At 59.8% G+C, this 22,042-nt stretch carries 15 protein-coding genes and 1 tRNA gene; 5 read left to right on the forward strand and 11 right to left on the reverse strand.

What is annotated here, in order from left to right; genetic code table 11:
- Window positions 1-2 precede the first annotated feature (2 nt).
- From AB4O35_RS24025 to AB4O35_RS24035, 3 genes are read left to right on the forward strand one after another with little or no spacing between them, the layout of a single operon-like run.
- Complete coding sequence (locus tag AB4O35_RS24025; RefSeq protein WP_065872295.1) at window positions 3-647, forward strand: 4Fe-4S single cluster domain-containing protein; 645 nt, start codon at window positions 3-5, stop codon at window positions 645-647.
- 14 nt (window positions 648-661) lie between these two features.
- Window positions 662-6,973, forward strand: a complete 6,312-nt coding sequence (locus AB4O35_RS24030; protein ID WP_186753050.1) for an AAA domain-containing protein — start codon at window positions 662-664, stop codon at window positions 6,971-6,973.
- Window positions 6,970-8,328, forward strand: coding sequence for a coiled-coil domain-containing protein (locus AB4O35_RS24035; protein WP_225930684.1), 1,359 nt, complete (start codon window positions 6,970-6,972; stop codon window positions 8,326-8,328). The genes AB4O35_RS24030 and AB4O35_RS24035 overlap by 4 nt, the downstream gene beginning before the upstream one ends.
- Window positions 8,329-8,506: 178 nt before the next feature.
- On the opposite strand, the gene AB4O35_RS24040 is transcribed toward AB4O35_RS24035, so the two are convergent.
- The 7 genes from AB4O35_RS24040 to AB4O35_RS24070 form a co-directional block, all read right to left on the reverse strand.
- Window positions 8,507-8,582: transfer RNA gene (locus tag AB4O35_RS24040), tRNA-Gly, on the reverse strand.
- Between the two features lie 63 nt (window positions 8,583-8,645).
- A complete protein-coding gene (gene pgsA, locus AB4O35_RS24045) occupies window positions 8,646-9,206 on the reverse strand; it encodes a CDP-diacylglycerol--glycerol-3-phosphate 3-phosphatidyltransferase (RefSeq protein WP_049708976.1) in 561 nt (186 codons plus the stop codon).
- A gap of 33 nt (window positions 9,207-9,239) precedes the next feature.
- Window positions 9,240-11,063 (reverse strand): excinuclease ABC subunit UvrC, encoded by a 1,824-nt coding sequence (uvrC, locus tag AB4O35_RS24050; protein WP_065872297.1) that lies wholly within the window; start codon window positions 11,061-11,063, stop codon window positions 9,240-9,242.
- 1 nt (window position 11,064) lies between these two features.
- On the reverse strand, window positions 11,065-11,706 hold the full coding sequence (gene gacA, locus AB4O35_RS24055) for a response regulator transcription factor GacA (RefSeq protein ID WP_003190387.1): 642 nt from the start codon (window positions 11,704-11,706) through the stop codon (window positions 11,065-11,067).
- Window positions 11,707-11,872: 166 nt separating this feature from the next.
- Entirely contained in the window at window positions 11,873-12,223 is a 351-nt protein-coding gene (locus tag AB4O35_RS24060; RefSeq protein ID WP_065872298.1) for a helix-turn-helix domain-containing protein, read from the reverse strand.
- Between the two features lie 92 nt (window positions 12,224-12,315).
- The gene (locus AB4O35_RS24065; protein ID WP_065872299.1) at window positions 12,316-12,747 is read right to left on the reverse strand and encodes a GNAT family N-acetyltransferase; all 432 of its coding nucleotides are present in this window, start codon (window positions 12,745-12,747) and stop codon (window positions 12,316-12,318) included.
- Window positions 12,748-13,497 carry a carbon-nitrogen hydrolase family protein gene (locus AB4O35_RS24070; RefSeq protein ID WP_065872300.1) on the reverse strand — a complete coding sequence of 250 codons (750 nt, stop codon included), beginning with the start codon at window positions 13,495-13,497 and terminating at the stop codon, window positions 12,748-12,750.
- Between the two features lie 608 nt (window positions 13,498-14,105).
- On the opposite strand from AB4O35_RS24070, the gene AB4O35_RS24075 reads away from it, so the two are divergent.
- Window positions 14,106-15,185 carry a 3-deoxy-7-phosphoheptulonate synthase gene (locus AB4O35_RS24075; RefSeq protein WP_065872301.1) on the forward strand — a complete coding sequence of 360 codons (1,080 nt, stop codon included), beginning with the start codon at window positions 14,106-14,108 and terminating at the stop codon, window positions 15,183-15,185.
- 214 nt (window positions 15,186-15,399) lie between these two features.
- On the forward strand, window positions 15,400-16,218 hold the full coding sequence (gene dkgB, locus AB4O35_RS24080; protein WP_065872302.1) for a 2,5-didehydrogluconate reductase DkgB: 819 nt from the start codon (window positions 15,400-15,402) through the stop codon (window positions 16,216-16,218).
- Here dkgB and AB4O35_RS24085 read toward each other — a convergent pair.
- The 4 genes from AB4O35_RS24085 to AB4O35_RS24100 form a co-directional block, all read right to left on the reverse strand.
- A complete protein-coding gene (locus tag AB4O35_RS24085) occupies window positions 16,215-16,649 on the reverse strand; it encodes an ANTAR domain-containing protein (RefSeq protein ID WP_065872303.1) in 435 nt (144 codons plus the stop codon). The two genes, dkgB and AB4O35_RS24085, sit on opposite strands and share 4 nt — an antisense overlap.
- A 134-nt stretch (window positions 16,650-16,783) precedes the next feature.
- Window positions 16,784-20,398, reverse strand: a complete 3,615-nt coding sequence (locus tag AB4O35_RS24090) for a transporter substrate-binding domain-containing protein (RefSeq protein ID WP_065872304.1) — start codon at window positions 20,396-20,398, stop codon at window positions 16,784-16,786.
- A 1-nt stretch (window position 20,399) separates the two neighbouring features.
- Window positions 20,400-21,026 carry a response regulator transcription factor gene (locus tag AB4O35_RS24095; RefSeq protein WP_065872305.1) on the reverse strand — a complete coding sequence of 209 codons (627 nt, stop codon included), beginning with the start codon at window positions 21,024-21,026 and terminating at the stop codon, window positions 20,400-20,402.
- A gap of 293 nt (window positions 21,027-21,319) precedes the next feature.
- Window positions 21,320-22,036 (reverse strand): MgtC/SapB family protein, encoded by a 717-nt coding sequence (locus AB4O35_RS24100; RefSeq protein ID WP_025854501.1) that lies wholly within the window; start codon window positions 22,034-22,036, stop codon window positions 21,320-21,322.
- Between the last annotated feature and the right edge of the window lie 6 nt (window positions 22,037-22,042).

The following is a 22,042-nucleotide window of genomic DNA, read 5'->3' on the forward strand; positions in this document are numbered from 1 at the left end:
ACATGGACCTTAGCCTGTCGCGCATGCATTTTCCGGTCACTACCCTCGGCCCGGGGCGGCGTATTGGTATCTGGTTCCAGGGCTGCAGCATCCGCTGTCCAGGATGCATCTCTGCCGATACCTGGGGGCCAGGGCACAGACGCTTGTCGCTGGAGCAACTGCTTGAACAGATAACCCCCTGGCTGCACGAGGCCGAAGGAATCACCATTTCCGGAGGGGAACCGTTTGACCAGTTCGACGCCCTGCGATCACTGCTCGAAGGCCTGCGTCGGCTCAGCGAGCTCGACATCCTGGTCTACAGTGGCTACTCCCTGGAGCAACTCAATGAGTCGTTGCTCCAGACCAAGGGCTTGATAGATGCCTTGATCAGCGACCCTTATATCGAAGCACTCAGTCAGACCATGGCCTTGCGCGGCAGTGACAATCAACGCCTGAGCCTGCTCACGCCACTGGGCCGGGCACGCCTGGGTCATTACGAACGCCCGCTCGAACCCGCCGACAAGGCGCTCGACCTGATGTTTGACGAAAGTGGCAGCGTCTGGATGGCCGGCATCCCACGACGTGACGATCTATTGCGCTTACGCGATCTGCTGCATGAACAAGGCCATCATTTACAGATCAGCGCACACGCGTCGCGACGCCGCTGAGTGGAGCACACCCCATGATACGTTTCTGCCCTAACTGCAAAACCGAGCGCGCCCTCCAGGAAATGTTCTGCGAAGGGCTCATTCAGGAACAACCCTGCGGCTGGGACCTCGCTGGCGAACCCATTCGTGCCGCCGGCTGGCGGCCGCAAGCCGTCTTCACTGAGGAAACCCTCCCGCCAGTCAGTCCGGCTCAAGGGAATGTCCCTGACCTGCTCTGCGAAAATGGTCACCCGATGGTCGATGGCGACCTGATGTGCCTTGAATGTGGCAGCTCACTTGCGCAAGTAACGTCCTACGACGCCCAGCCAGACAGCAGCGAACCAGAGGGCATCGCCCAGACCCTGATCGATGGTTGGCGGCTGATTCGTCAGATCAGCAGTACCGACGGCGTGCGAGAACGATACCTCGCCAAGCACGAGGAAACCGCGCAACAAGCGGTCCTGACCCTGTATCGACCTGGCGCCGAACCGGACCCGGCGATCTATGATGTGATCCGCCGACTGCCACGCGAGCACGTCCCCGAAATCATTGCCACCGGCCGCTGGGATGACCGTGCCTATGAGGTCATTGAAGAACTCACCGGCGGGAGCCTGGCAGAACTTGGCAGCGTGATCCGCGACAGCGACAGCGTGCACCATGTGGTCAACGAACTGGGCCTGGCGCTGCACGCTTTCAACGAGGCTGGCCTGCGCCATCGTGACCTGCGCCCAGCCAGCCTGCTGGTACGTTCCCGCGAACCGCTGGACCTGGTCATCAGCGGCTTCGGCTCGGCACGCCTGTCCGAGTTCGACCTGGACATCGTATCGCCACTGGAAACCAGCCGCTACATGGCGCCCGAAGCCATCGCAGGCGGCGTTGCGGCTGCCTCGGACTGGTGGAGCCTGGGCATGATCCTGCTTGAGCAACTGACCCAGGGCGCCTGCTTCGACGGCATCAATGCCAATGCATTTCTTATTCACGTGCTGGCCAACGGAGTACCGATCCCCAACGACCTCGACCCGCGCCTGCACCTGCTGCTGCGAGGTCTGTTGGCGCGCGACCGTCATCAACGCTGGCAATGGCCACAGGTCGAAGGCTGGCTCAACGGTATTACGGTCGAGGCTCCGGCCTCTTCCGTCCAGCAAACGGACGAAGGTGAAGGTGCGACCCTGCTGCTGGGCGAGCGCCGCTTCCACAAGCCCGGCGTATTCGCCCTGGCGGCAGCCCAGGCGGATAACTGGCAACAGGCTCTGGACCATTTGCTGCGCGGTGTGATCGTGACCTGGGCCGAGCAGGTCAGTCTCGCCCCCTCTCTAGTCGCCGGCTTGCGTCAGGTCGTTCAGCACGAAGGGATCGAGGACGATTTCCGTCTAATGCTGGCGCTGAGAATCCTCAATCCGGAAATCCCGTTGATTCATCGTGGCGACATCGTCACACCAGGATGGCTACTGGAGCACCCACTGGAAGGCTATCGTCTGATCAGCGGGTCGGTCCCGGACCTGCTTGAGCAATTGCAGACCGACAACTGGCTGTCGCGTCTCAAATCCCGCGCCGAAAACGTACGTCAGCGTGCCCTGCACCAACACATCGAGTTGGTCGAAGAACAACTGCGGATATTCCTGCTATCGACCTCGCGAGCCAAGCTGTCCACGCAATGGCAAGAGCGCCAACGCCTGTTTCCAGACACCGACCATCCGGGACTGAGCTCTCTGTCGGAGCGCCGGGTGATCGCCGAAGAAGACCTGATCGTGCTGCTCAGCGCGGCGATCAGTCAGTTCCGTTCGGGGGCCTCAATCGTAGAGGCCGCCGCCGAGCTGGCCAGGGCTGCCGATGTCGGTTGGTTCGACTCCGAAGCGGCAACCCAACTGCTGTTGCATTCGCGACTTGAGCTGTACCGCAGTGTCGATGAACGCATCCAAGGCTTTGCCCGGTGTGGCGTGCCGGCAGTGGACGAGTGGGCCGAGCAGTTCCGCCTGGAGCGACGTATGCCGTTGGCCCAGGCACTGGTGTTGCTGGCCATCCCGTCCAGTCATTGGCTGGAACCACAGAAACAGCAGTACGTCTCACAGATCCTCGACTTCTTCGAGAAGAAGGTGGTGACCGCAGTGATGCGCGGGCCACTGGTGCGTATGAGCATCGGCAAGACCACCGCACGGGTCGACATCAGTGAACTGAACAGCGAGCGCAGTCCGGCCGCGGCTTTGCTCGATCACCTGCTGCAACGTAATGCCCGGGCAGTGAGCCTCGACCCAGAGAGTTTTCAGCTCAACGGCCAGCTGGAATCGCGCCTGCATGCCCTGTACCGGCAAAGCGCGCTGTACAAACGCGACACCGGCATCGACGGCCTGTACCTGGGCTTCCCTTTCCTGCTCAATCGCGACCCTCGCGGCACCACGCGCACACGGATTATCCCGCTGCTGCTATGGCCAGTGAAGCTGCTGCTGGAACTGGGTTCTCGTGGTCACGCCGCCTTGGCGTTTGACAGTGAGCGCGAGGAAGTGCGGCTCAACCCCGCGTTGGAAAGCGTGCTCGGCGCCGAAACCTGCAAACGTTGGCGCAAGACCGTCGATGAACTGCTGGGCCGCTCGTCAATTCGTGCGACGGATGTGATGGACGCCTTCGGCATGCTCGCCACCATTCGCTCACGCGCCCTTGGCAACCTGCCCGCCAGCAGCGTGGAGATCGCGCCCTACCAAGACGAGCTGGACTGCGCGGCGGTGCTGTTTCACGTGACCTTCATGGGACAAGCCATCGGGGAGGACCTGCGCCAACTGAAAACCCTGTCGCCCGCCGGTACCGGCCTGGAAACGGCGTTGCGCCTCAAGACCGCCGATGAAACCACGCACGAGACACCTCCAGGCGAGCTGCAACGCTATTTCACCGTGGCCAGCGACCCCTCCCAGGAAGCGGCCGTGATCCAGGCCCGACAAAGCCCGGGACTGCTGGTCGAGGGGCCGCCTGGAACCGGCAAGAGCCAGACCATCGTCAACATGGTCGCCGACGCCATCGGCCGCCAGCGCAGCTTGCTTATCGTCTGCCAGAAGCATGCGGCGCTCGAGGTGGTGTACAAACGCCTGGTCGCCGAGGGCCTTGGCCAACGCATCGTCATGCTCAATGACGTGAACCGAGACCGCGAGCCCGTCATCCGCGGTATTCGCGAACAACTGGAAAGCCTGTTCACGAACGGCAGCCAGGCTCAGGGTTGGCAGCGCCAGCGCGAGCAGGTCGCGGCCCGCATCGAGGCCCTGGAGGGCGAGCTCGACCGCTTCCACCAGAGCCTGCATCGCCTGGATGAGAATACCGGCCTCAGCTATCGCAGGCTGCTCGGCGAGTTAATTGAATTGGAATCCGGCCCGGCCCCGCTCGAGTTTCCGGCCCTGCGCCAACGCCTGGCCTCCTTGGACCTCGCCAGCCTGACACGCTTGGAAGAAAGCTGCGCCCCTCTGATTCGCCTGTGGTTACCCGCACGCTACGAAGGCAGCCCATTGGCCCAGTTGCAGTCGTTCGCCGCCGACCGGGCGACTTTGCAGGCTTTCACCGACAATCTGCACAGTTTCACCCAAGCCGAACACAACCGTCAGGCCACGCTGCAAGCACACCCTGCCAGCTTCGAAATCGACGACCCGGCGCCGTACCGTAACTGGATAGCGGCCCATGTCGCTGCCCTGCTCGACCTGAAGCAAGAGCAACGTCTGCGCCTTGCGCGCTGGCTACCGCTTTTCCGCAGCCGCGAAGCGGACCAACCTCCACGGGGAGAGTCGATTCTCGGTGAACTACAGCAACTGGATCAGCAACTCGGCCAACTGGATCAGGACCACTACGCCCCCGCCTTGTCACCGGCCCTCTGCCTGCTCGAAAACAAGGCCCTCAGGCATCTGGATCAAGACTGCACCAAGGTCATGGCAACCCGGTCCTGGTTGGCGAACATCAACCCGATGAATCTGTTGCGGCGCAACCGACTGCGCAATTTCCTTCAGGGCCAGGGAGAAAGCCGTGTTATTGAAGCACTACCAACCCTACAGGCAGCCATCCGCCTTGAAAGCCAGTGGCGACCATTGCGCGCCGAGTTGAGTACGCTGCACCAGGCGTTGGAACTGGAAGCTGTGAGTCAGCAAGCCTGCCTGGAATTGATCAGCTTCGTGAAGAGCGACATCCGCCACCTGCTGGAAATCCAGGCTCTGGCCATGGCGCTGGCGCAATCGCCTCGCGCTCGGCAGGCCGACGAGGCCGCCCTCGCCGGCGACAAACACCATCTCGAGGCGCTGCTCAGCGATCTCGATGCTTCGCTGATGCGCCATGGCGTTCGCCAATCCAGCCTCGAGCAACTCAAGATACTCGGCGACTGGCTGGGCGAAGAACTGGTGCAGCAACTGCAGCACGCCATCGAGCACAATCTGAGCAATCAACTGTCTCTTGATCGGCTGCATGAAGCGCTGCCCTTCCTGGCCGCCTACCAGGCATTCCGCGGGCGCGCCGCTCAGTTGACAGCAGCCGACCTGGAGCTGCTCGCATTGCTGCGCCAACGCCAGGAACAGTTGGACAACATTGCGCCCGAGCAACTTGAAGCCGAAGTGCGGCGCCTGCTCAACCGCGAAGCCCGACTGGGCTGGAAACACCGCGTAGAGCAAACCAATCCCGAACTGCTGCTCAGCCAGGACGAAGCCCGCGCCAAAGTCGGCAGCCTCGCGCAAGCCGACGCACAGATGCGGCTGCTCAATCGTGAGCTGCTGGCCAAAGGCATCAACCTCGATAACCTGGGCAATCGCAAACAATGGGAGGATGTTACCCGCCTGACTGGCAAACGCTCGCGGCGCCTGCGTGAATTCATCGAACTGGGTAGTAACCTCGGTTTGATGAGCCTGCGTCCGGTGTGGCTGATGAACCCGGACGTCGCCAGTCGTGTACTGCCGCTCAAGGCAGGCCTGTTCGATACAGTCATCTATGACGAAGCCTCGCAGATGCCGGTTGAGTTCGCCCTGCCGACCCTGTTCCGCGGTCAGGTCACTGTTGTCAGCGGCGATGAAAAGCAAATGCCGCCGACGGCATTCTTTTCCAGTCGCATCGAAAGCGACGAAGCCGAAGTGTTTGACGGCGACGAACCTGACGACGACGCGGATGAGGAACAGCGCGAAGCGTTCGAAGACACTTGGAACCGTCGTGAGATCAAGGATTGTCCCGACCTGCTGCAGCTGGCGCGCAACGCCCTGCCCAGCACCACATTGCAGATCCACTACCGTTCGGCCTACCGTGAACTGATCGGCTTTTCCAACGCTTCGTTCTATGGCAATCGCCTGAACGTTCCGGTCCGTCACCCGCAGGCGAACATCCAACGCATTAAGCCGCTGGAGCTGATCCAGGTCGGCGGGCTGTATCAGAACCAGAGTAACGCCCAGGAAGCCGAACGGGTCGTCGAGTACCTGAGCGAATTGTGGCAGAAGCCCTACGACCAGCGCCCTTCGGTGGGTGTCGTCACCTTCAACCGCAAGCAGGCTGACCTCATCGAGGAGCACTTGGAGCAGCGTGCAGAGCAGGATGAACTGTTCCGCGCCGCCTACGCCCAGGAGCGCGAGCGCAGCGAAGACGGCGAGGATATGTCGGTGTTCGTCAAGAACGTGGAGAACGTGCAGGGGGATGAACGCGACATCATCGTCTTCTCCTCCACCTTTGGGCGCAACAGCCAAGGCACATTCCGCCGTAGCTTCGGCGTACTGGGGCAGACGGGGGGCGAACGACGCCTGAACGTGGCGGTGACCCGCGCGCGTCGCAAGGTGGTGATGATCACGTCGATGCCAATCGCCGATATCTCGGACATGCTAAACACGCACCGCGCGCCCAACAGCCCGAGAGACTATCTGCAAGGCTATCTGGAATATGCTCGCGCGCTCTCCTCGGGCGAGTTCAGCAACAGCACCAAGTTGCTGGAGCGCCTGCAGACCGACCGCAGCAGCAGCCAGCGTCGTGAGCAAGGTCAGCAAAGTGATGGTTTTGTCAGGCTGGTCGGTGAATTCATTCATTCCCTGGGATGGCAGGCGGCTCCCGCCAGTGAAGGCGACGCTTTCGGGCTCGATTTCGCCATCGAGAATCCAAGCACGGGCCTGTACGCAATAGGCATCGAGTGCGATGCGCCTTGCCATAATCTGTTGGAACGTGCCCGCGCCCGGGAAATTTGGCGCCCGTCCGTGCTGCACCGCGCCATCCCGCACATCCATCGTGTGTCGTCGCAAGCCTGGTATCACAGCGGCGACAGCGAACGCTCACGACTGCGTGAAGCAATCGAATACGCCATGCAAGCCGAGCAACCGCCGCAACCCAGCCCTACTTCAGTTGATACGGAAATCTGCCAATGAGTGGTCCCAAGGTCGTTCGCATTGTTACCCGCGAAGAAATCATCGCCATTTGTGAGGGCCACATGCAACGCCTGGAACGCGCCGTGGACCGCTGGCAGACACAGGCCACAAGGCTGGGCGAACTTAGTGACCAGGAGCGCTCAGCCTTCCTGGAGCGACACACTCGCCTTCGCACTCTGCTGGCAGAAGACCGATTGGCGGAACTGCAGAAGGCCGTACCAGTGGAAATCGAGCACCTGCGCCGTGACCTGGAGGACCGCGAAGAACGCGCGATAATTCGTGCCGCCGAGCGACGCCAACGCGACCGACGCGTCCAGGAAAACGCAAAAACCCTGCTTGACGCCTTGCAAGCCAACCCCGAAAACGTCGATAAGGCCTTGCTGGAGTCTCTCTTACGACTGGCCAGCGGTGCCAGTCGGGAAGATGCCGAACGTCTGCTAGCCGAGGGTTTCGCCCACTTGAGCAAGGCAAGCGAGGAGCCAGCTCTGAGCGATACCCAACGCGCCCTGGCGCAGCAACTCAAGGTCGACGAACCCGAGGTTTCCCTGCGCGAATGGATTGCGGCCCGGGAACCGGATGCAACGCGCGACGCACGGCTGCTACGCATTGACCGCCACATCGTGGAGCTGCAACTGTTGCAAGGCGCTGAATGTGCCGCGCCGTTCCTCTTGGCACTGGAAAGAGCTGAAACGCAAACCGATGCTAAGCGACGCAACCTGCTGCTTGACAGCCTAGTACTCGACCTCGCCGCGTCCACCCGAAACTTCCGACGCCAACGCGAGTGTCTCGAACAACTGCAGGATCTGGCCAGCGAAGTCAAAACCTACACAGGCATCGAACACGCGACCCTGCTCGATCATATTGGCGCTTTTACAACCGACACCGAGCTTTCGATAACCACCGGATTGATCGAGCAGTGTAAAGCGCTTATCGCTTCCCACTTACAGGACCAGGCCGCCCTCGCCCGCCGCGAAGCCGTGCTCAGCGGCTTGGCCAGCCTCGGCTACGAAGTGCGCGAAGGCATGGCGACTGCCTGGGCAGAAACCGGCAAGATCGTACTGCGCAAAGCCGCTACCCCCGGTTATGGAGTGGAAGTGGGTGGAAAAGCCGACAATGGCCGCCTGCAGGTTCGCGCTGTAGCCCTCAGCAGCGATCGCGATAGGGCACGGGATCGCGACATTGAAACCATCTGGTGCGGCGAATTCCAGCGACTGCAGGACTTATTGAAAGACAAAGGCAGCGAGTTACTCATAGAGCGTGCGCTTTCGGTAGGCGAAGTCCCACTTAAAGAAACGAATATTTCCGAGCCGGGCGTAGAAACAATTACTGCTCAGCAAAAGACACTTCATAAATGAACCGCTAACTACAGGCGCCTTGACCTCAATCGAACTCCAGCCCTTGAGGGTGTCCTTCTTGGAAACTGAACGTCCAAGACAGGGTCCGTTTTTTGGCCAAAAGCATCCTATCGAAATGAGTGCGGGTATTTCTCAGGCACAAAAAAAGCCACTCATTTGAGTGGCTTTTTCTGAATGTTGGAGCGGGAAACGAGACTCGAACTCGCGACCCCGACCTTGGCAAGGTCGTGCTCTACCAACTGAGCTATTCCCGCGTCTTGGTGGTGCGCATTCTATAGAAATATCAGAACCCGTCAACCCCTTGATTCAAAAAAGTTTTATTTCTTTTCAACAGTGGTACGCAGATGCGGCCAGGCGGCGCGCAAATACTGGAGCATGGACCACAAGGTCAGGCCGGCGGCGATGAGCAGCAAGGCATAGCCGGTCAGGACCCAGAAAGAGAAATCCGACGGGTTGGCCAGCAGAATCACCAATGCGAGCATTTGCGCGGCGGTTTTCCATTTGCCCATGTTGGAGACGGCCACGTGGGCGCGGGCGCCGATTTCAGCCATCCATTCGCGTAGGGCCGACACCACGATCTCGCGGCCGATGATCACCGCAGCCGGCAGGGTCAGCCACAGGTTGCCGTGTTCCTGCACCAGCAGGACCAGGGCGACGGCCACCATGAGCTTGTCGGCCACGGGGTCGAGGAACGCGCCGAACGGGGTGCTCTGCTCCAGGCGACGTGCCAGGTAGCCGTCGAGCCAGTCGGTGGCGGCGGCAAACGCAAACACCGAGCTGGAGGCCATATAGCTCCATTCGTACGGCAAATAGAACAACAGAATGAAAATAGGGATAAGCAGGACGCGTAGAACGGTGATCAGATTAGGGATATTCATCGGCACAACTGGCTACGAGGTGGAAAGGGCATTCTATTCGCTATGCAGGTTCGCATAAATCAACTCAGCGAGCTTTTTACTGATACCGGGTGCTTTGGCTATTTCGTCAATGCTGGCACGGGACAGCTCCTGCAAGCCACCAAAATGTTTTAGCAAGTCGCGACGCCGTGTCGGCCCAACCCCCGCCACCCCTTCCAGGGTTGACGTTCGCCGGGTTTTACCTCGGCGGGCACGGTGGCCGGTAATGGCGAAACGGTGGGCTTCGTCGCGGATCTGCTGAATCAAATGCAACGCAGGCGAGTCGCCTTTCAAGGTGAACTCGTGGGCGGCATCATTCAAGTACAACGTTTCGAAACCGGCTTTGCGTGTGGCGCCCTTGGCCACGCCGAGCAGGATCAGGTCGGGCACGGCCAGTTCGTTGAGCACGTCGCGAGCCATGGACAGCTGGCCTTTGCCACCGTCCACCAGCAGGATATCGGGCAGTTTGCCCTCGCCGTCCTTCAGCTTGCTGAACCGTCGCGTGAGGGCCTGGTGCATGGCCGCATAGTCATCGCCAGCGGTGACACCTTCAATGTTATAGCGCCGGTAATCGGATTTGATCGGCCCTTCCGGCCCGAACACCACGCAGGACGCCACGGTGGCCTCGCCGCTGGAGTGGCTTATGTCGTAGCACTCAAGACGCTGTGGCGGCTCGTCCAGGTTGAGGACTTCGGCCAGGGCATCGAAGCGTGCTGCGACATGCTGTCGATTGGCCAGGCGCGCTCCCAGGGCCTGTTCGGCATTGGTCACGGCCAATTGCTGCCAGCGCGCGCGGGTGCCGCGTACGCGGTGGCTGATATCCAGCTCGCGGCCGCGCAGTTCGTGGATCGCCTCGATCAACGTGGGGAAGTCTTCATGCACCACGTTGACGATCAGCTCCGCTGGCAGGTCGCGCTCGGGGCTGCTGACGTAGTACTGGCCAAGGAACGCCGCCATGACTTCGGCGACCTCCTCGTCGATACCGGTCTGCGGGAAGAAATTCTTACTGCCCAACACCCGCCCGCCACGCACGCTGATCAGGTGCACACACGCACCACCCGGGTTAACGAAGGCTGCGATCACGTCGACGTCGCCGGTGCCGCCTTCCATGCTCTGCTGGTCCTGCACGCGACGCAGCAGGGAGATCTGATCGCGCAGTTCGGCGGCCTTCTCGAAATCCAGGGTGCTGGCAGCTTGCTCCATGGCGCTGGAGAGTTCGTCGGTGAGCGCATTGCTGCGTCCTTCGAGGAACATCACCGAATGGCGCACATCCTCGGCGTACTCGGCCGGCTCAACCAGTCCCACGCAGGGTGCCTTGCAGCGTTTGATCTGGTACTGCAGACACGGCCGGGTGCGGTTCTTGTAGAAGCTGTCTTCGCACTGGCGCACAAAAAAGGTCTTTTGCAGCAGGCTCAGGCTTTCGCGGATCGCGCCGGCGCTGGGATAGGGTCCGAAATACTTGCCCTTCGACTTCTTCGCGCCACGATGAATGCTCAGGCGTGGGAAATTACCGTCGGATAAATACACGTAGGGGTAGGATTTATCGTCACGCAGCAGAATGTTGTACGGCGGCCGCCATTCCTTGATCAGCGTCTGCTCGAGCAGCAACGCCTCGGTTTCATTGGCGGTGATGGTGGTTTCGACCTGGGCGATACGCGCCACCAGCGCAGCGGTCTTGGGCGCAAGACCGCTCTTGCGAAAGTAGCTCGCCAGACGGTTCTTCAGGTTCTTGGCTTTGCCGACATACAGCAGGCGCGCCTCACTGTCGAACATGCGGTACACGCCGGGGCGGCCACTGCAGGTCGAGAGGAAAGCACTTGGATCAAACAATGTGGTCATGTCAGGCGCTGGCGTCCACCATGCCGTGGCGCACCGCGAGCAGGGTCAATTCAACATCACTGCTGATGGCGAGCTTCTCGAAAATGCGATAGCGGTAGGTGTTGACGGTCTTGGGCGACAGGCACAGCTTGTCTGAAATCGTCTGCACCTTCTGGCAACCGACAATCATCAAGGCGATCTGGATTTCCCGTTCCGACAGCGCATCAAATGGCGAGTCGCTGGTGGGCTGGAAGGATTTGATGGCCAGTTGCTGGGCAATCTGCGGACTGATGTAACGCTGGCCCGCAAATACCAGGCGAATCGCTTGCACCATCTCCGCCAGGCCTGCGCCCTTGGTCAGGTAACCGGCCGCACCCGCCTGCAACAGGCGTGTCGGGAACGGGTCCTCTTCACACACGGTCACCACCACGACTTTGATGTCCGGGTGGCTGCGCAACAACTTGGTCGTGGCGCCAAGACCACCGATACCAGGCATCTTGACGTCCATCAGCACCACATCGGGTTTCAACTCCCGGGCCTTGATCAGGGACTCTTCCCCGGACTCGGCCTGGCCGACTACTTGCAGGCCATCGATGTCAGCCAGCATTCGTGTAATGCCTGTACGAACGAGATCATGGTCATCGACTACTAGCACCCTAATCAAGCAGACACCTCGCGATATGGTCTTATAGGTTGCTGAACACCTTAGCAAAAAACCTAGGCGCAGACCTAGCTGCAAGCGTCATATATATAGCGTTAGCACACACAGTAGCCGCCCAGCGTGGGCCGGACGGCTCAATTTTCTGGGCAACAGGTCAGGAATCCCGGGGCTACGGCGTGGTTTTACCGTTATGCGTCACACAATGCTCGGCAAGGCTAGACGTCAAACGACGGATTGCAGCCTGGTCTTCCTTGAACATCGCGCGGTAGTCCCCCAGTACTTTTTCTTCAATCTGGCTGAGATTCTCCAGTTGAAGCGGCGTGGTTTCACCGGTCAGCACGTACAACACGTCTACACCTCTTTCGGCGACACGCGACAAGTAGTCGGCCTTGGGCGCTCGCCCTCCGCTTTCGTACTTACCCTGTGCGTTGGCTTCAACACCGCCAATTTCACCAAACACTTTTTGCGACAGGCCAAGTCGCTCCCTTTCTTGTCTCAAACGCGAACCAATTCCACTCATTTGAATGCATATTCCTGTTTGACACGTTGAAGCGACAACAAGAAAGTCGCCTGCTGTACCCAGTATGCGCTTATTAGAATGGACCACAGGGATTAGCTCGATTGACAGGCACGCTCCATGCGCCAGAAGCAATCCTCTTCACCCACAACGTTCAGCCCACTGCGCTGATAGAGCTGCCTGGCAGGATTACCCTTGAACACCGTCAAGCGTAACAAACCCAAGGCTTGAGCCTTGATTGCCATCTGCTCCAATACCCAACTGCCCGCGCCCAGCCCGCGACACGCCTCGAGCATATGCAACTCACGGATATAGAGCGCGCGACTGTCGCGGCTCAGGCTGATAAAACCCAGCACGACGTCATCATTGCAGATCAGCCAGTTTTCACGGCCCGCCCAGGCAACATCAAAGCCATCGTTGGACCACACCAGGCCGTATTGCACGTAGTAGCGGCTCATGGCTTCAAAAGTCAACGTCCGCGCGAACGCCAGGTCGTGGTCCGTCGCCGCGCGCAAGTGGAACGCCATTTAGAGAGCAACCACTTGGCCAGCCCACACGTCGTCAACACGACGGGCAATCACCAGCGCGTCGCCAACACCGGGAGCGGCGGCCAGCAAACCGCCATCAGCCGCCCAGATGGCGCTGCGACCGGCGCAAACATAGCCACCGGACGGACCGCCATGGTTGGCCATCAACACCAGCAGGCCATGCTCAGCCGCATAGCCCTGGAGTAACGCGCTGTCCGTTGCGTAGCCGCCCTCGCTCACCAGCACGCCAGCGGCGTAGACAGTGGCGCCCGCCTCCGCCGCCAGGCGCGGATGACTGGCGTGGGAGAAGTCCGCGCACACGGCCAATGCTATCTGCTCATCCTCCCACTCGAGGGCCGCACCGCCCTGGCCCGGGACGAACGCAACCTCTTCGCCTGGGTGCAAATGCTGCTTGGTATAGAGCGCCAGGGAGCCATCCGCGCCCAGTACCAGCGCGCCAATCAACACACCGGCATCGGGTGCGAGGCGGACAGGCATTCCCACTACCGCCGTCAATCGCAACGCCCGGGCTATTTCACGCAGCGGCGCCAAGACTGGGTCATCTGGCGTAATCGCCAAACCGGCAGCCAATGACGGCTCGTACCCGGTCAACGACAGCTCGGGAAATACAAGTAATTGCACATTATGTTCGGCCGCCACGTGCATGAACGCCACGTGCCGTTCGATATTGGCCGGCACATCACCCGCAATGGAAATGGATTGAGCCGCAGCAAGGGTCAGGGCAGTCATGGTCGCGTCCAAGCAAATTATTGAAGTGTTACAAGCATATCCCGGCCGATAGCAGTAAGTACCCCGGCACGATAGAAATTTCTGATTGAATCCCCCCGCGTGCCTCTAGTAAGCTGCCCCCATTATTTGGAGACATACCGTGTTGCAACTCACCCACACTCAGGTTTGCCCTGCTGCCAGCGCCCCGCGCCTGGTATCGGCTACCCGCGTGAACGGTTCGAGCGCAGCGGTATGCTTTTATTTTGGGTATTGGTTTAGCCACTGGCGCGCCTGATACCTGAAATCGGCGCCCACTACTCAAGGGGTCGCCTACCAGAGAAATCTAACCCCCGGTCGGCTCCCCGACCGGGGGTTTTGTTTTTTCAGGCCTCCATCAATTTTGCAAGAACACTTAAAGGACTCATGACATGAACTACGCCACCTATTACCGCTACGACACTTCCACTGCATGGCGATTTAGCAAGCTCCGCTCGGGACAGCCTGCCGCCTCCGATCGGTCACCTATTGGTGGCACACCAGCGCACGTAGCCGATACGGCCAATTGTCGAACACCCCAGTAGGGCAGAGCGCGCGGGAATAGCCCGCCGCTTGCCCAGGAAGCCTTGAATATGAACACTGCCACCGCCGCCCTGCCCCTCTCTGCCCTGACCAGCGCCAATGAAGCCCTGACCCAGCGCCTGCCCAGTGCGCTTGAGTTGAAACACAAGCTGCCGCTCAGCCCGTTCCTCAACGAGCAAGTCCACGCCCATCGCCAAGCTGTGCGCGCCATCCTCAATGGCGACGATTCACGGTTGCTGGTGATTGTCGGCCCGTGCTCGATCCACGATCCGAAATCGGCCATGGAATACGCGCGCAACCTGAAGAAGCTCGCGCTTGAAGTCAGCGACCAGATGCTGCTGGTGATCCGCGCCTACGTCGAAAAACCGCGCACCACCATCGGCTGGAAAGGACTGGCCTACGACCCCCATTTGGATGGCAGCGATGACATGGCTGCCGGCCTCACGCTGTCGCGCGAACTGATGCGCGAAATGCTGCGCCTGGGCCTGCCGGTAGCCACCGAGTTGCTGCAACCCATGGCCGCCGGCTACTTCGATGACCTGCTCAGTTGGGTCGCGATTGGCGCGCGCACCACCGAATCGCAGATCCACCGCGAAATGGCCAGTGGCCTGGGCATGCCCGTGGGTTTCAAGAACGGCACCGACGGCGGTGTGGCGATTGCCTGTGACGCGATGCGCTCGGCTTCACACCCGCACCGCCATTTCGGCGTCGACAGCCAGGGCCACCCGGCGATCATCCAGACCCCGGGCAACCCCGATACTCATTTGGTACTGCGCGGCGGTCACCGTGGGCCGAACTACGATGCGCAAAGCGTGGCGCAGGTGAAGCACGACTTGGCCAAATCCAAGGTGGCGGCGCGGATCATGGTCGACTGCAGCCATGCCAACAGCGGCAAGGACCCGTTGCGTCAACCGGCCGTATTCAACGACGTACTGGAGCAACGCCTGCAGGGCGACACCGCGCTGATCGGCATGATGCTCGAAAGTCATCTGTTCGAAGGTTGCCAGCCGTTGAGCGCGTCGATGAAGTACGGTGTGTCGGTGACCGATGGTTGCCTGGGCTGGAGCGGCACCGAGCAACTGCTGCGCAGTGCGGCGGAGCGGTTGCGCGAACAACACAAAGCCAACTGACGGATGGAGATAAAAATGTGGGAGCTGGCTTGCCTGCGATCGCGGTACATCAGCTACAGACTTTTAGCCTGACACGCAGCCATCGCAGGCAAGCCAGCTCCCAGGCGCTATTCGTGACGTGGGGTAAAAAGTCCTTTTCGGATTCGGCGGTTTTTCCAGAGGAACGACGAGCGGATACTCGACTCCATTGTTTACACCCCTTCTGGAGTTACTGATGTCTATCCCAACGCAAAACGTTCCGGCCTTCGGCCTAGGCACCTTCCGCTTGCAAGGCCAGGTGGTGATCGATTCTGTCAGCACCGGCCTGGAACTGGGCTACCGCGTCATCGACACCGCGCAGATCTATGAGAACGAAGCAGACGTCGGCCAAGCCATTGCCGCCAGCGGCATCCCGCGCGATGAGCTGTTTATCACCAGCAAAATCTGGATCGCCAATTTCGCCAGAGGCCAGTTGATCCCAAGCCTGCGCGAAAGCCTGAGCAAACTGAAAACCGACTATCTGGACCTCACCCTGATCCACTGGCCATCGCCGGAAGACCAGGTATCTGTCACCGAATTCATGGGCCAACTGCTGGAAGCCAAACGCCTGGGCCTGACCCGCCAGATCGGCATCTCCAACTTCACCGTCGACCTGATGAAGCAAGCGATTGCTGCCGTTGGTGCCGAGAACATCGCCACTAACCAGATCGAACTGCACCCCTACCTGCAAAATCGCAAGGTCGTGGATTTTGCCACCGCTCACGGTATCCAGATCACCTCCTACATGACCCTGGCCTACGGCGAAGTGCTCAAAGACCCGGTGATCGAGCAAATCGCCGAGCGCCATCAGGCTACCCCGGCGCAAGTGACGCTGGCTTGGGCCATGCAACTGGGCTACGCGGTCATCCCATCGTCGACCAAACGTGCCAATCTGGAAAGCAACCTCAGGGCCCTGCAACTGACCTTGAGTGCTGCCGACATGGCGCAGATTGCCGAGCTGGAGCGCGGCCACCGCCTGACCAGCCCGAAAGGTATCGCACCAGAGTGGGACTAGGCCCCGGCCACGGGCGCGCGCGATAACTCCCGCAGCCACGGTAACACCCGCAGGCCGGTGGTGGCTGCGGGTGGGTCGATGATGTCCATGAAGTGTTCGAGGTTGACGCTATCCGGCACGCCGGGCAGCCGCACCAGCACCGCCGGCGTTGCGTCGGCGGTGGCGTCCATATCCAGGCTCAGGTCCTGGTGATCGTAGACCAGCACATGATGCGCCTGAGGTTGAAGCCCGCAAGCGTGGACCGCCAGCCCCGCATTGATGATCAGCACGTCAAAGGGTTGGGCCGGGATAGCAGTGAGTAGCTGGACCTCTTCGAAGGTTTGCACCGGTACGATCCGGTGATACCCCAGCTTGTTGAGCATTTTCTCGATGTACAGGCGTTGCAGGTGTTGCTCATCGGCAATCAGGATAGTCAGTGCTTTGTTTGGCATGGCAAACCCCTGGGCAGGCAGTGCTCGTCAGTGAGCGAGGCCCATTTTCCAGACATATGCCGAAGACAAAATCAGGCTTGTTCCCCTTCCATGTAGGAGTTCTCCCAAATCCGCCGAATGGCTATCCACCTCAGTCAAGCCTGCTTGCTGTGCCGGCTCAGGCTGTGATGCAAACCATCGATGGCCGCGTCCAGCGCCTGTATCGCGGCCGCCAATGCCTGGTGGTCATGTCTTTCACACACCCCTTCCAAGGTTTCGCAACAGGCGACCAACCTGTGGGCCTTGACCATGCGAGCGCCCCCTTTCACGCGATGAGCCAGGTCATGCAACTTGGCGATATCCGCGTGATTTTGCAGCGTCGGCAGCAGCAGGCGATCTTCTGCAAGACTGATGAGCAATGGCACGAGTAACTCGTTAAGCGCGGCAGTGTCACCGCCTGTCAGCGTAGTCAGCGTACTGAGGTCGTACGCCGGCTCGACCTCACCCGTCACGGCTGCTGCGCTGCGAGGTGCCAGCGCCGCACGCAAATCATCAAGGCCGGTCGGTTTGAACAGGCAACCATCCATGCCCGCCTGCCTGCAGCGTTCGGTTTCCTCCGGCTGGGCGTTGGCAGTGAACCCCAGCAGCAGGCACGGCACCAGACCACGCTGACGCTCTTGGGCACGGATATTACGTGCCAGCGTGTAACCGTCCATAACCGGCATGTTGCTATCCGTGATGACGCCATCAAAATGCCCGGCCTGCCACAGTGCAAAGCCCTCGGCGCCATCTTCGGCCGTGACGATGTGATGCCCAAGGAAGCTCAGCTGACGAGTCAGCAACAAGCGGTTGGCCGGGTAGTCGTCGACCACCAGGAGGTTCAACGCCTGCGTCGGTGGAACACGTGCGACGGGAGTCGAAACCTGTGCTGCGCTGGTCAACGCCAGCGCCAACGTCACGTCCACCCGCGTCCCCTTGCCCAGCACACTGCTCAAGCGCAGTTGACCGCCCATCATCTCGCACAGGTTGCGACTGATCACTAACCCGAGGCCGGAACCACTGCGCGCCGACTGTTCGTTATTACTCCCTTGGATAAATGGGTTGAACAAACGCTGCTGATCTTCAGCACTGATGCCAACCCCCGTGTCTTCGACATACAACCGTAGGTTCAAGTGGTCACCGGCCAACGCCGGGGCGCACTGTGCACCCAGGCGAACCTGACCGGTGGCGGTAAACTTGATGGCATTCCCCAGCAGATTGGACACCACTTGCTTGAAGCGCAAAGGGTCGATGAGCACCGAGCGGGCAGTCATCGGATCGAGCTCCACTTGCAGCTGCAAGCCTTTGTCCCGCGCCAGCCCCTCAAACACACGCGCCACAGATGCCAACAACTCGTGGAGATTGGCCGGCGCCAAGGTCAGGGATAGGTGGCCGGATTCTATCTTCGCAATGTCCAGAATATCGCCGATCAATTCCAGCATGCTTCGCGAGGCCATCGACGCCACCTCCAGCGCATCCTGATCGACGCGGCCCTGCTCGGCGTTTTTCTGGGCCAATTCGATCATGCCGATCACGGCATTCATCGGCGTGCGGATCTCATGGCTCATGGTCGCGAGGAATGTGGTCTTGGCGCGGTTTGCCGAGTCTGCGTCCTCCTTGGCTGCCTGCAACTGGCTCAACAGCCGCTGGCGCTCGCTCACATCCACCCAACCCGCAATCATGCCTACAACGTGGCTATTGCTATCTCGGTACGGCAGCATCCATTGGTAGATGGTTAGCACACTGCCATCGGGAACCTTGAGTACGCGATCCTGGATCTGCGGCTCACCCCGCGCCATCAAGCTCAAGTATTCGGCGTGGAACGACTGTGCCTGGGGCGGGTTGCCCGTATCGGTTTGCACCACGGTCTTGCCGATCACATCCTCCAACTTAAAGCCAAATACATCGAGGTAAGCGTTATTGCAGGCCATTAACCGGCCCTGGCGATCGCGCACGTAAATTGGGTGCGGAGTGCCGTCGATCAGAACGCTCATGAACCGCATCTGGTCGCTCAGGGCCCGTTCGGCCTGTGTTCGCTTGTGAATCAGGTTGCGCAGGTAGAGCACCCAGCCCAGGGTGATCAGCAGCAGCAACGCGGCCACGCCAAATCCTTGGATAATCACGTTGCGATGACTGATCCAATAGCTGTCTTCGATGATGATCTCACTGCGCCAACGGTTGGTCAGCTCGTCCATTTCTTCAGGCGTGATACTCAACAGCGCCTTCTCGAGGATCGAATACAGCTCCAGTTGGCTGCGATTGACACCGAAAGCAATCCGCGCTGGCTCCGTACCGACGGTGCTGGTGATACGCAAGCGATCACGGTAATGGCGCGCAATCATGTAGCGTGCACTGATCAGCGAAATAACGGTCGCATCGACACTGCCCTTGGCGACCAAATCCATGGCGTCCTCCGGGTTTGCGACGTCGACAAATTCGATACCTGGATAGTCGCGGGCAATTTGCGCGGCGAGGCTGTTGCCGCCAATAAACGCCAGGCGTTTTCCGGGCATGTCTTCGAGCGTAACCAAACGTTCGTCGCCGGCGCGCGCCACCAATACATAAGGATTGGACAGATAGGGTCGGGTAAAGCGCAGCTTTTCGGCACGCTCGACGCTGGGCGTGATCACCGCCAGCATGTCCACTTTGCCGGTGCTGACGTCGTCAACTTGCTGAGGCAACGAGCTGCCTTGCACCACTTCGAACTTCAAACCCGTACGCAAGCTGATCCGCGACAACACCTCGTCGCTCAAACCCACCGGTTGGCCTTGCTCATTGAAAAATGACAGCGGCATGAACTTGTCGAGCACAGCCACTGTTACGCGTGGGTGCTTTATCAGCCAGCGCTGCTCACTCTCACTCAAACGCAACCGGTCAGCGGCCAGGGAACCGCTGTCGCCTGCACTCCAGCGGCGCAGGATTTCCATCTGCTGGCTGGGCGTGATAATGCCCAGCGCTGCATTGATGATGTTCAGCAGACGGATGTTGTCCTGGTTGAAAGCGAACCCGAACGGGTTGACCTCCAGTGCGGAAAAATCTGCCATGCGGACGTTATTGAGGTGGTTCTTGTTGATCAGATAGCGAGTGCTGATGGCGTCGCCCAAGTAGACATCCGCCTGACCGAACGCCACGGCACCGATCGCCTGGTGAGTCGAGCCGTACAGCTGCAGTTGCGCCTGGGGATAAAAGGCCTGGACAGCGTCAGGCTGCATATAGTGGTAAAGCATCGCTACGCGCTTGCCAGCCAGGTCGACGCTCAATGAATGGCTGTCACCCGTGCGAGTCACCAACACGGGTTGATCATTGGCGTAGGAACGCGACAGTATCAGTTCCTTATCGGCCGCTTCGTAACCGTTGGCAGACCCGACTAAATCCACCTCGCCCCGTTTGAGCGCTTCGATGACTTCATCACGGGTGTCGTAGCGTCGAACCTCGATAGGTATGTTTAAAATAAGGCTGATCAGCCACGTATAGTCAGCCGTGATGCCTTCAAAGTCGTTTTCGTTGGATTGGTCGAAAGGTATGTAGTCGGGCGCTGACACTCCCATCACCAACACCCGTCGCTCGCGCAGCCAACGCCAGTCACTTTCCTCAAGTTCCAGGCGTGGGTTTTCAAGCGTGGAATGGCCGAACAGTCGCAGTGTATGTGGCTCATCCAGGGCCATCGCCGCGCAGGGCAACAGCCCCATCAGCAGGAAGGCCGTGAATATCAACAGCCGGGAGATGGTCATTTCAGATCAGATGATTGCGCTGGGCGAACTTGGACAGGTGCACCACCGAGGACATACGCAGCTTCTCCTTGAGTCGCGTCTTATAGGTGCTGATGGTCTTGTGGCTCAACAACATGTCCTCAGCGATTTCCTTGTTGCCCAGGCCCAGCGCCAGTTTTTGCAATACCGTCAATTCGCGATCCGACAGCGCGTCCACCAGTTCTTGCTCGGTGGTCTGCAAATCATCACGGCGCACCGAACTGGTGGCCACGCTGGGGAAGCAGCTGTAACCGGACCTGATCGCCCTGATAGCCTTTTGCAACTCGTCGAGTTCACCCGTCTTGGCAACAAAGCCCATGGCTCCGGCGCGCATGCAGCGGGTAGAGAAGAACACTGCCAAGTACGAAGTCAGCACCAGAATTTTGCAAGGCAGTTCCAGTGCCTTGATCCGGCTGATCACCTCCAGGCCGCCGAGCTTGGGCATTGCCAAGTCGAGGATGACCAGATCGGGGCGTTCCTCACGCGCAATCTGCATGGCGTCAGCACCGTTGCCTGCTTCAAATATTTTGTCGAAGCCTTCCTGCTTCAACAGAAACTTCACGGTTGAGCGTATGAAAGGGTGATCATCCACAATTAAAGCTTTGCTCATAAGACTCCCCGAGGGATCGGTACGCTTACATATCACACGGGACCTATCTACCTGTGAAAAGTAACAGTTCCGACAAACGGTGCTGATTACTCTGCATGACACTTCAGGCAGTACAGACCCCCTCCTTTTGATAAAGCACAGTAAACACGTCGAACCGCGCCCTTGTTCCTGAGGCGCAAGCGCGCAACCTTAGCAACGTGGCGCCTTATCAAATGAAGGGATAGTCCTGATTGCTTGTGGGACTTTTCCTAGCATAGTCAACTTTGCGCGGGATAAATCCCTACAGCTGGAGATTACTCGGTGGTACTCGGACTCCAGAACGCCTGCACCACCAGAGTCGACATCGATATCCTTGCCACCAGGGCGTCCAACTCGTCACCGTCGACCGATGTCACGGCCAGGGTAGCTTCGATTTCTACTTCCTCCGTGCCAAAGGGGCGCACGTCAACATCGCTGGCTGGGTAATTGCAACGCGCCAGCTCGGCCTCCAGCAACGCCAGCACGGCTTTCTGCTGGGTACGCCGGGCGATCACATACAAGATATTGGTCACCTCTGCCGACACCACATCCAGCGGCTGGCGGTTGATATTGTTGACGATCGGCCGCAGCAAGGTGTTGGCCGCCAGCACGAACAGCGTGCCCAGCAGCGCTTCGAGGATCAGGTCGGCACCCGCGCAAGCCCCCACCGCCGCCGACGCCCAGAGCGTGGCGGCGGTGTTGAGCCCGCGCACATTGCCCTCTTCACGCATGATCACACCGGCGCCGAGAAAGCCGATACCCGACACGACATACGCCACTACGCGCACCGCGCCTTCTGCACCGCCGAGACGGTTGGCCATGTCGACGAAAATCGCCGCGCCCACCGCCACCAGCACGTTGGTGCGCAGACCTGCGGTGCGCTGGCGGTATTGACGTTCGAAACCGATCAGGCCACCGAGGATGAATGCCGCAGTGAGGCTGACCAGGGTGTCGATCAGGGAATTGAGGTTGATATTATTGATTGCTTGCATAGGAAA

It is taken from the genome of Pseudomonas sp. H1_A03 (genome assembly GCF_054685145.1).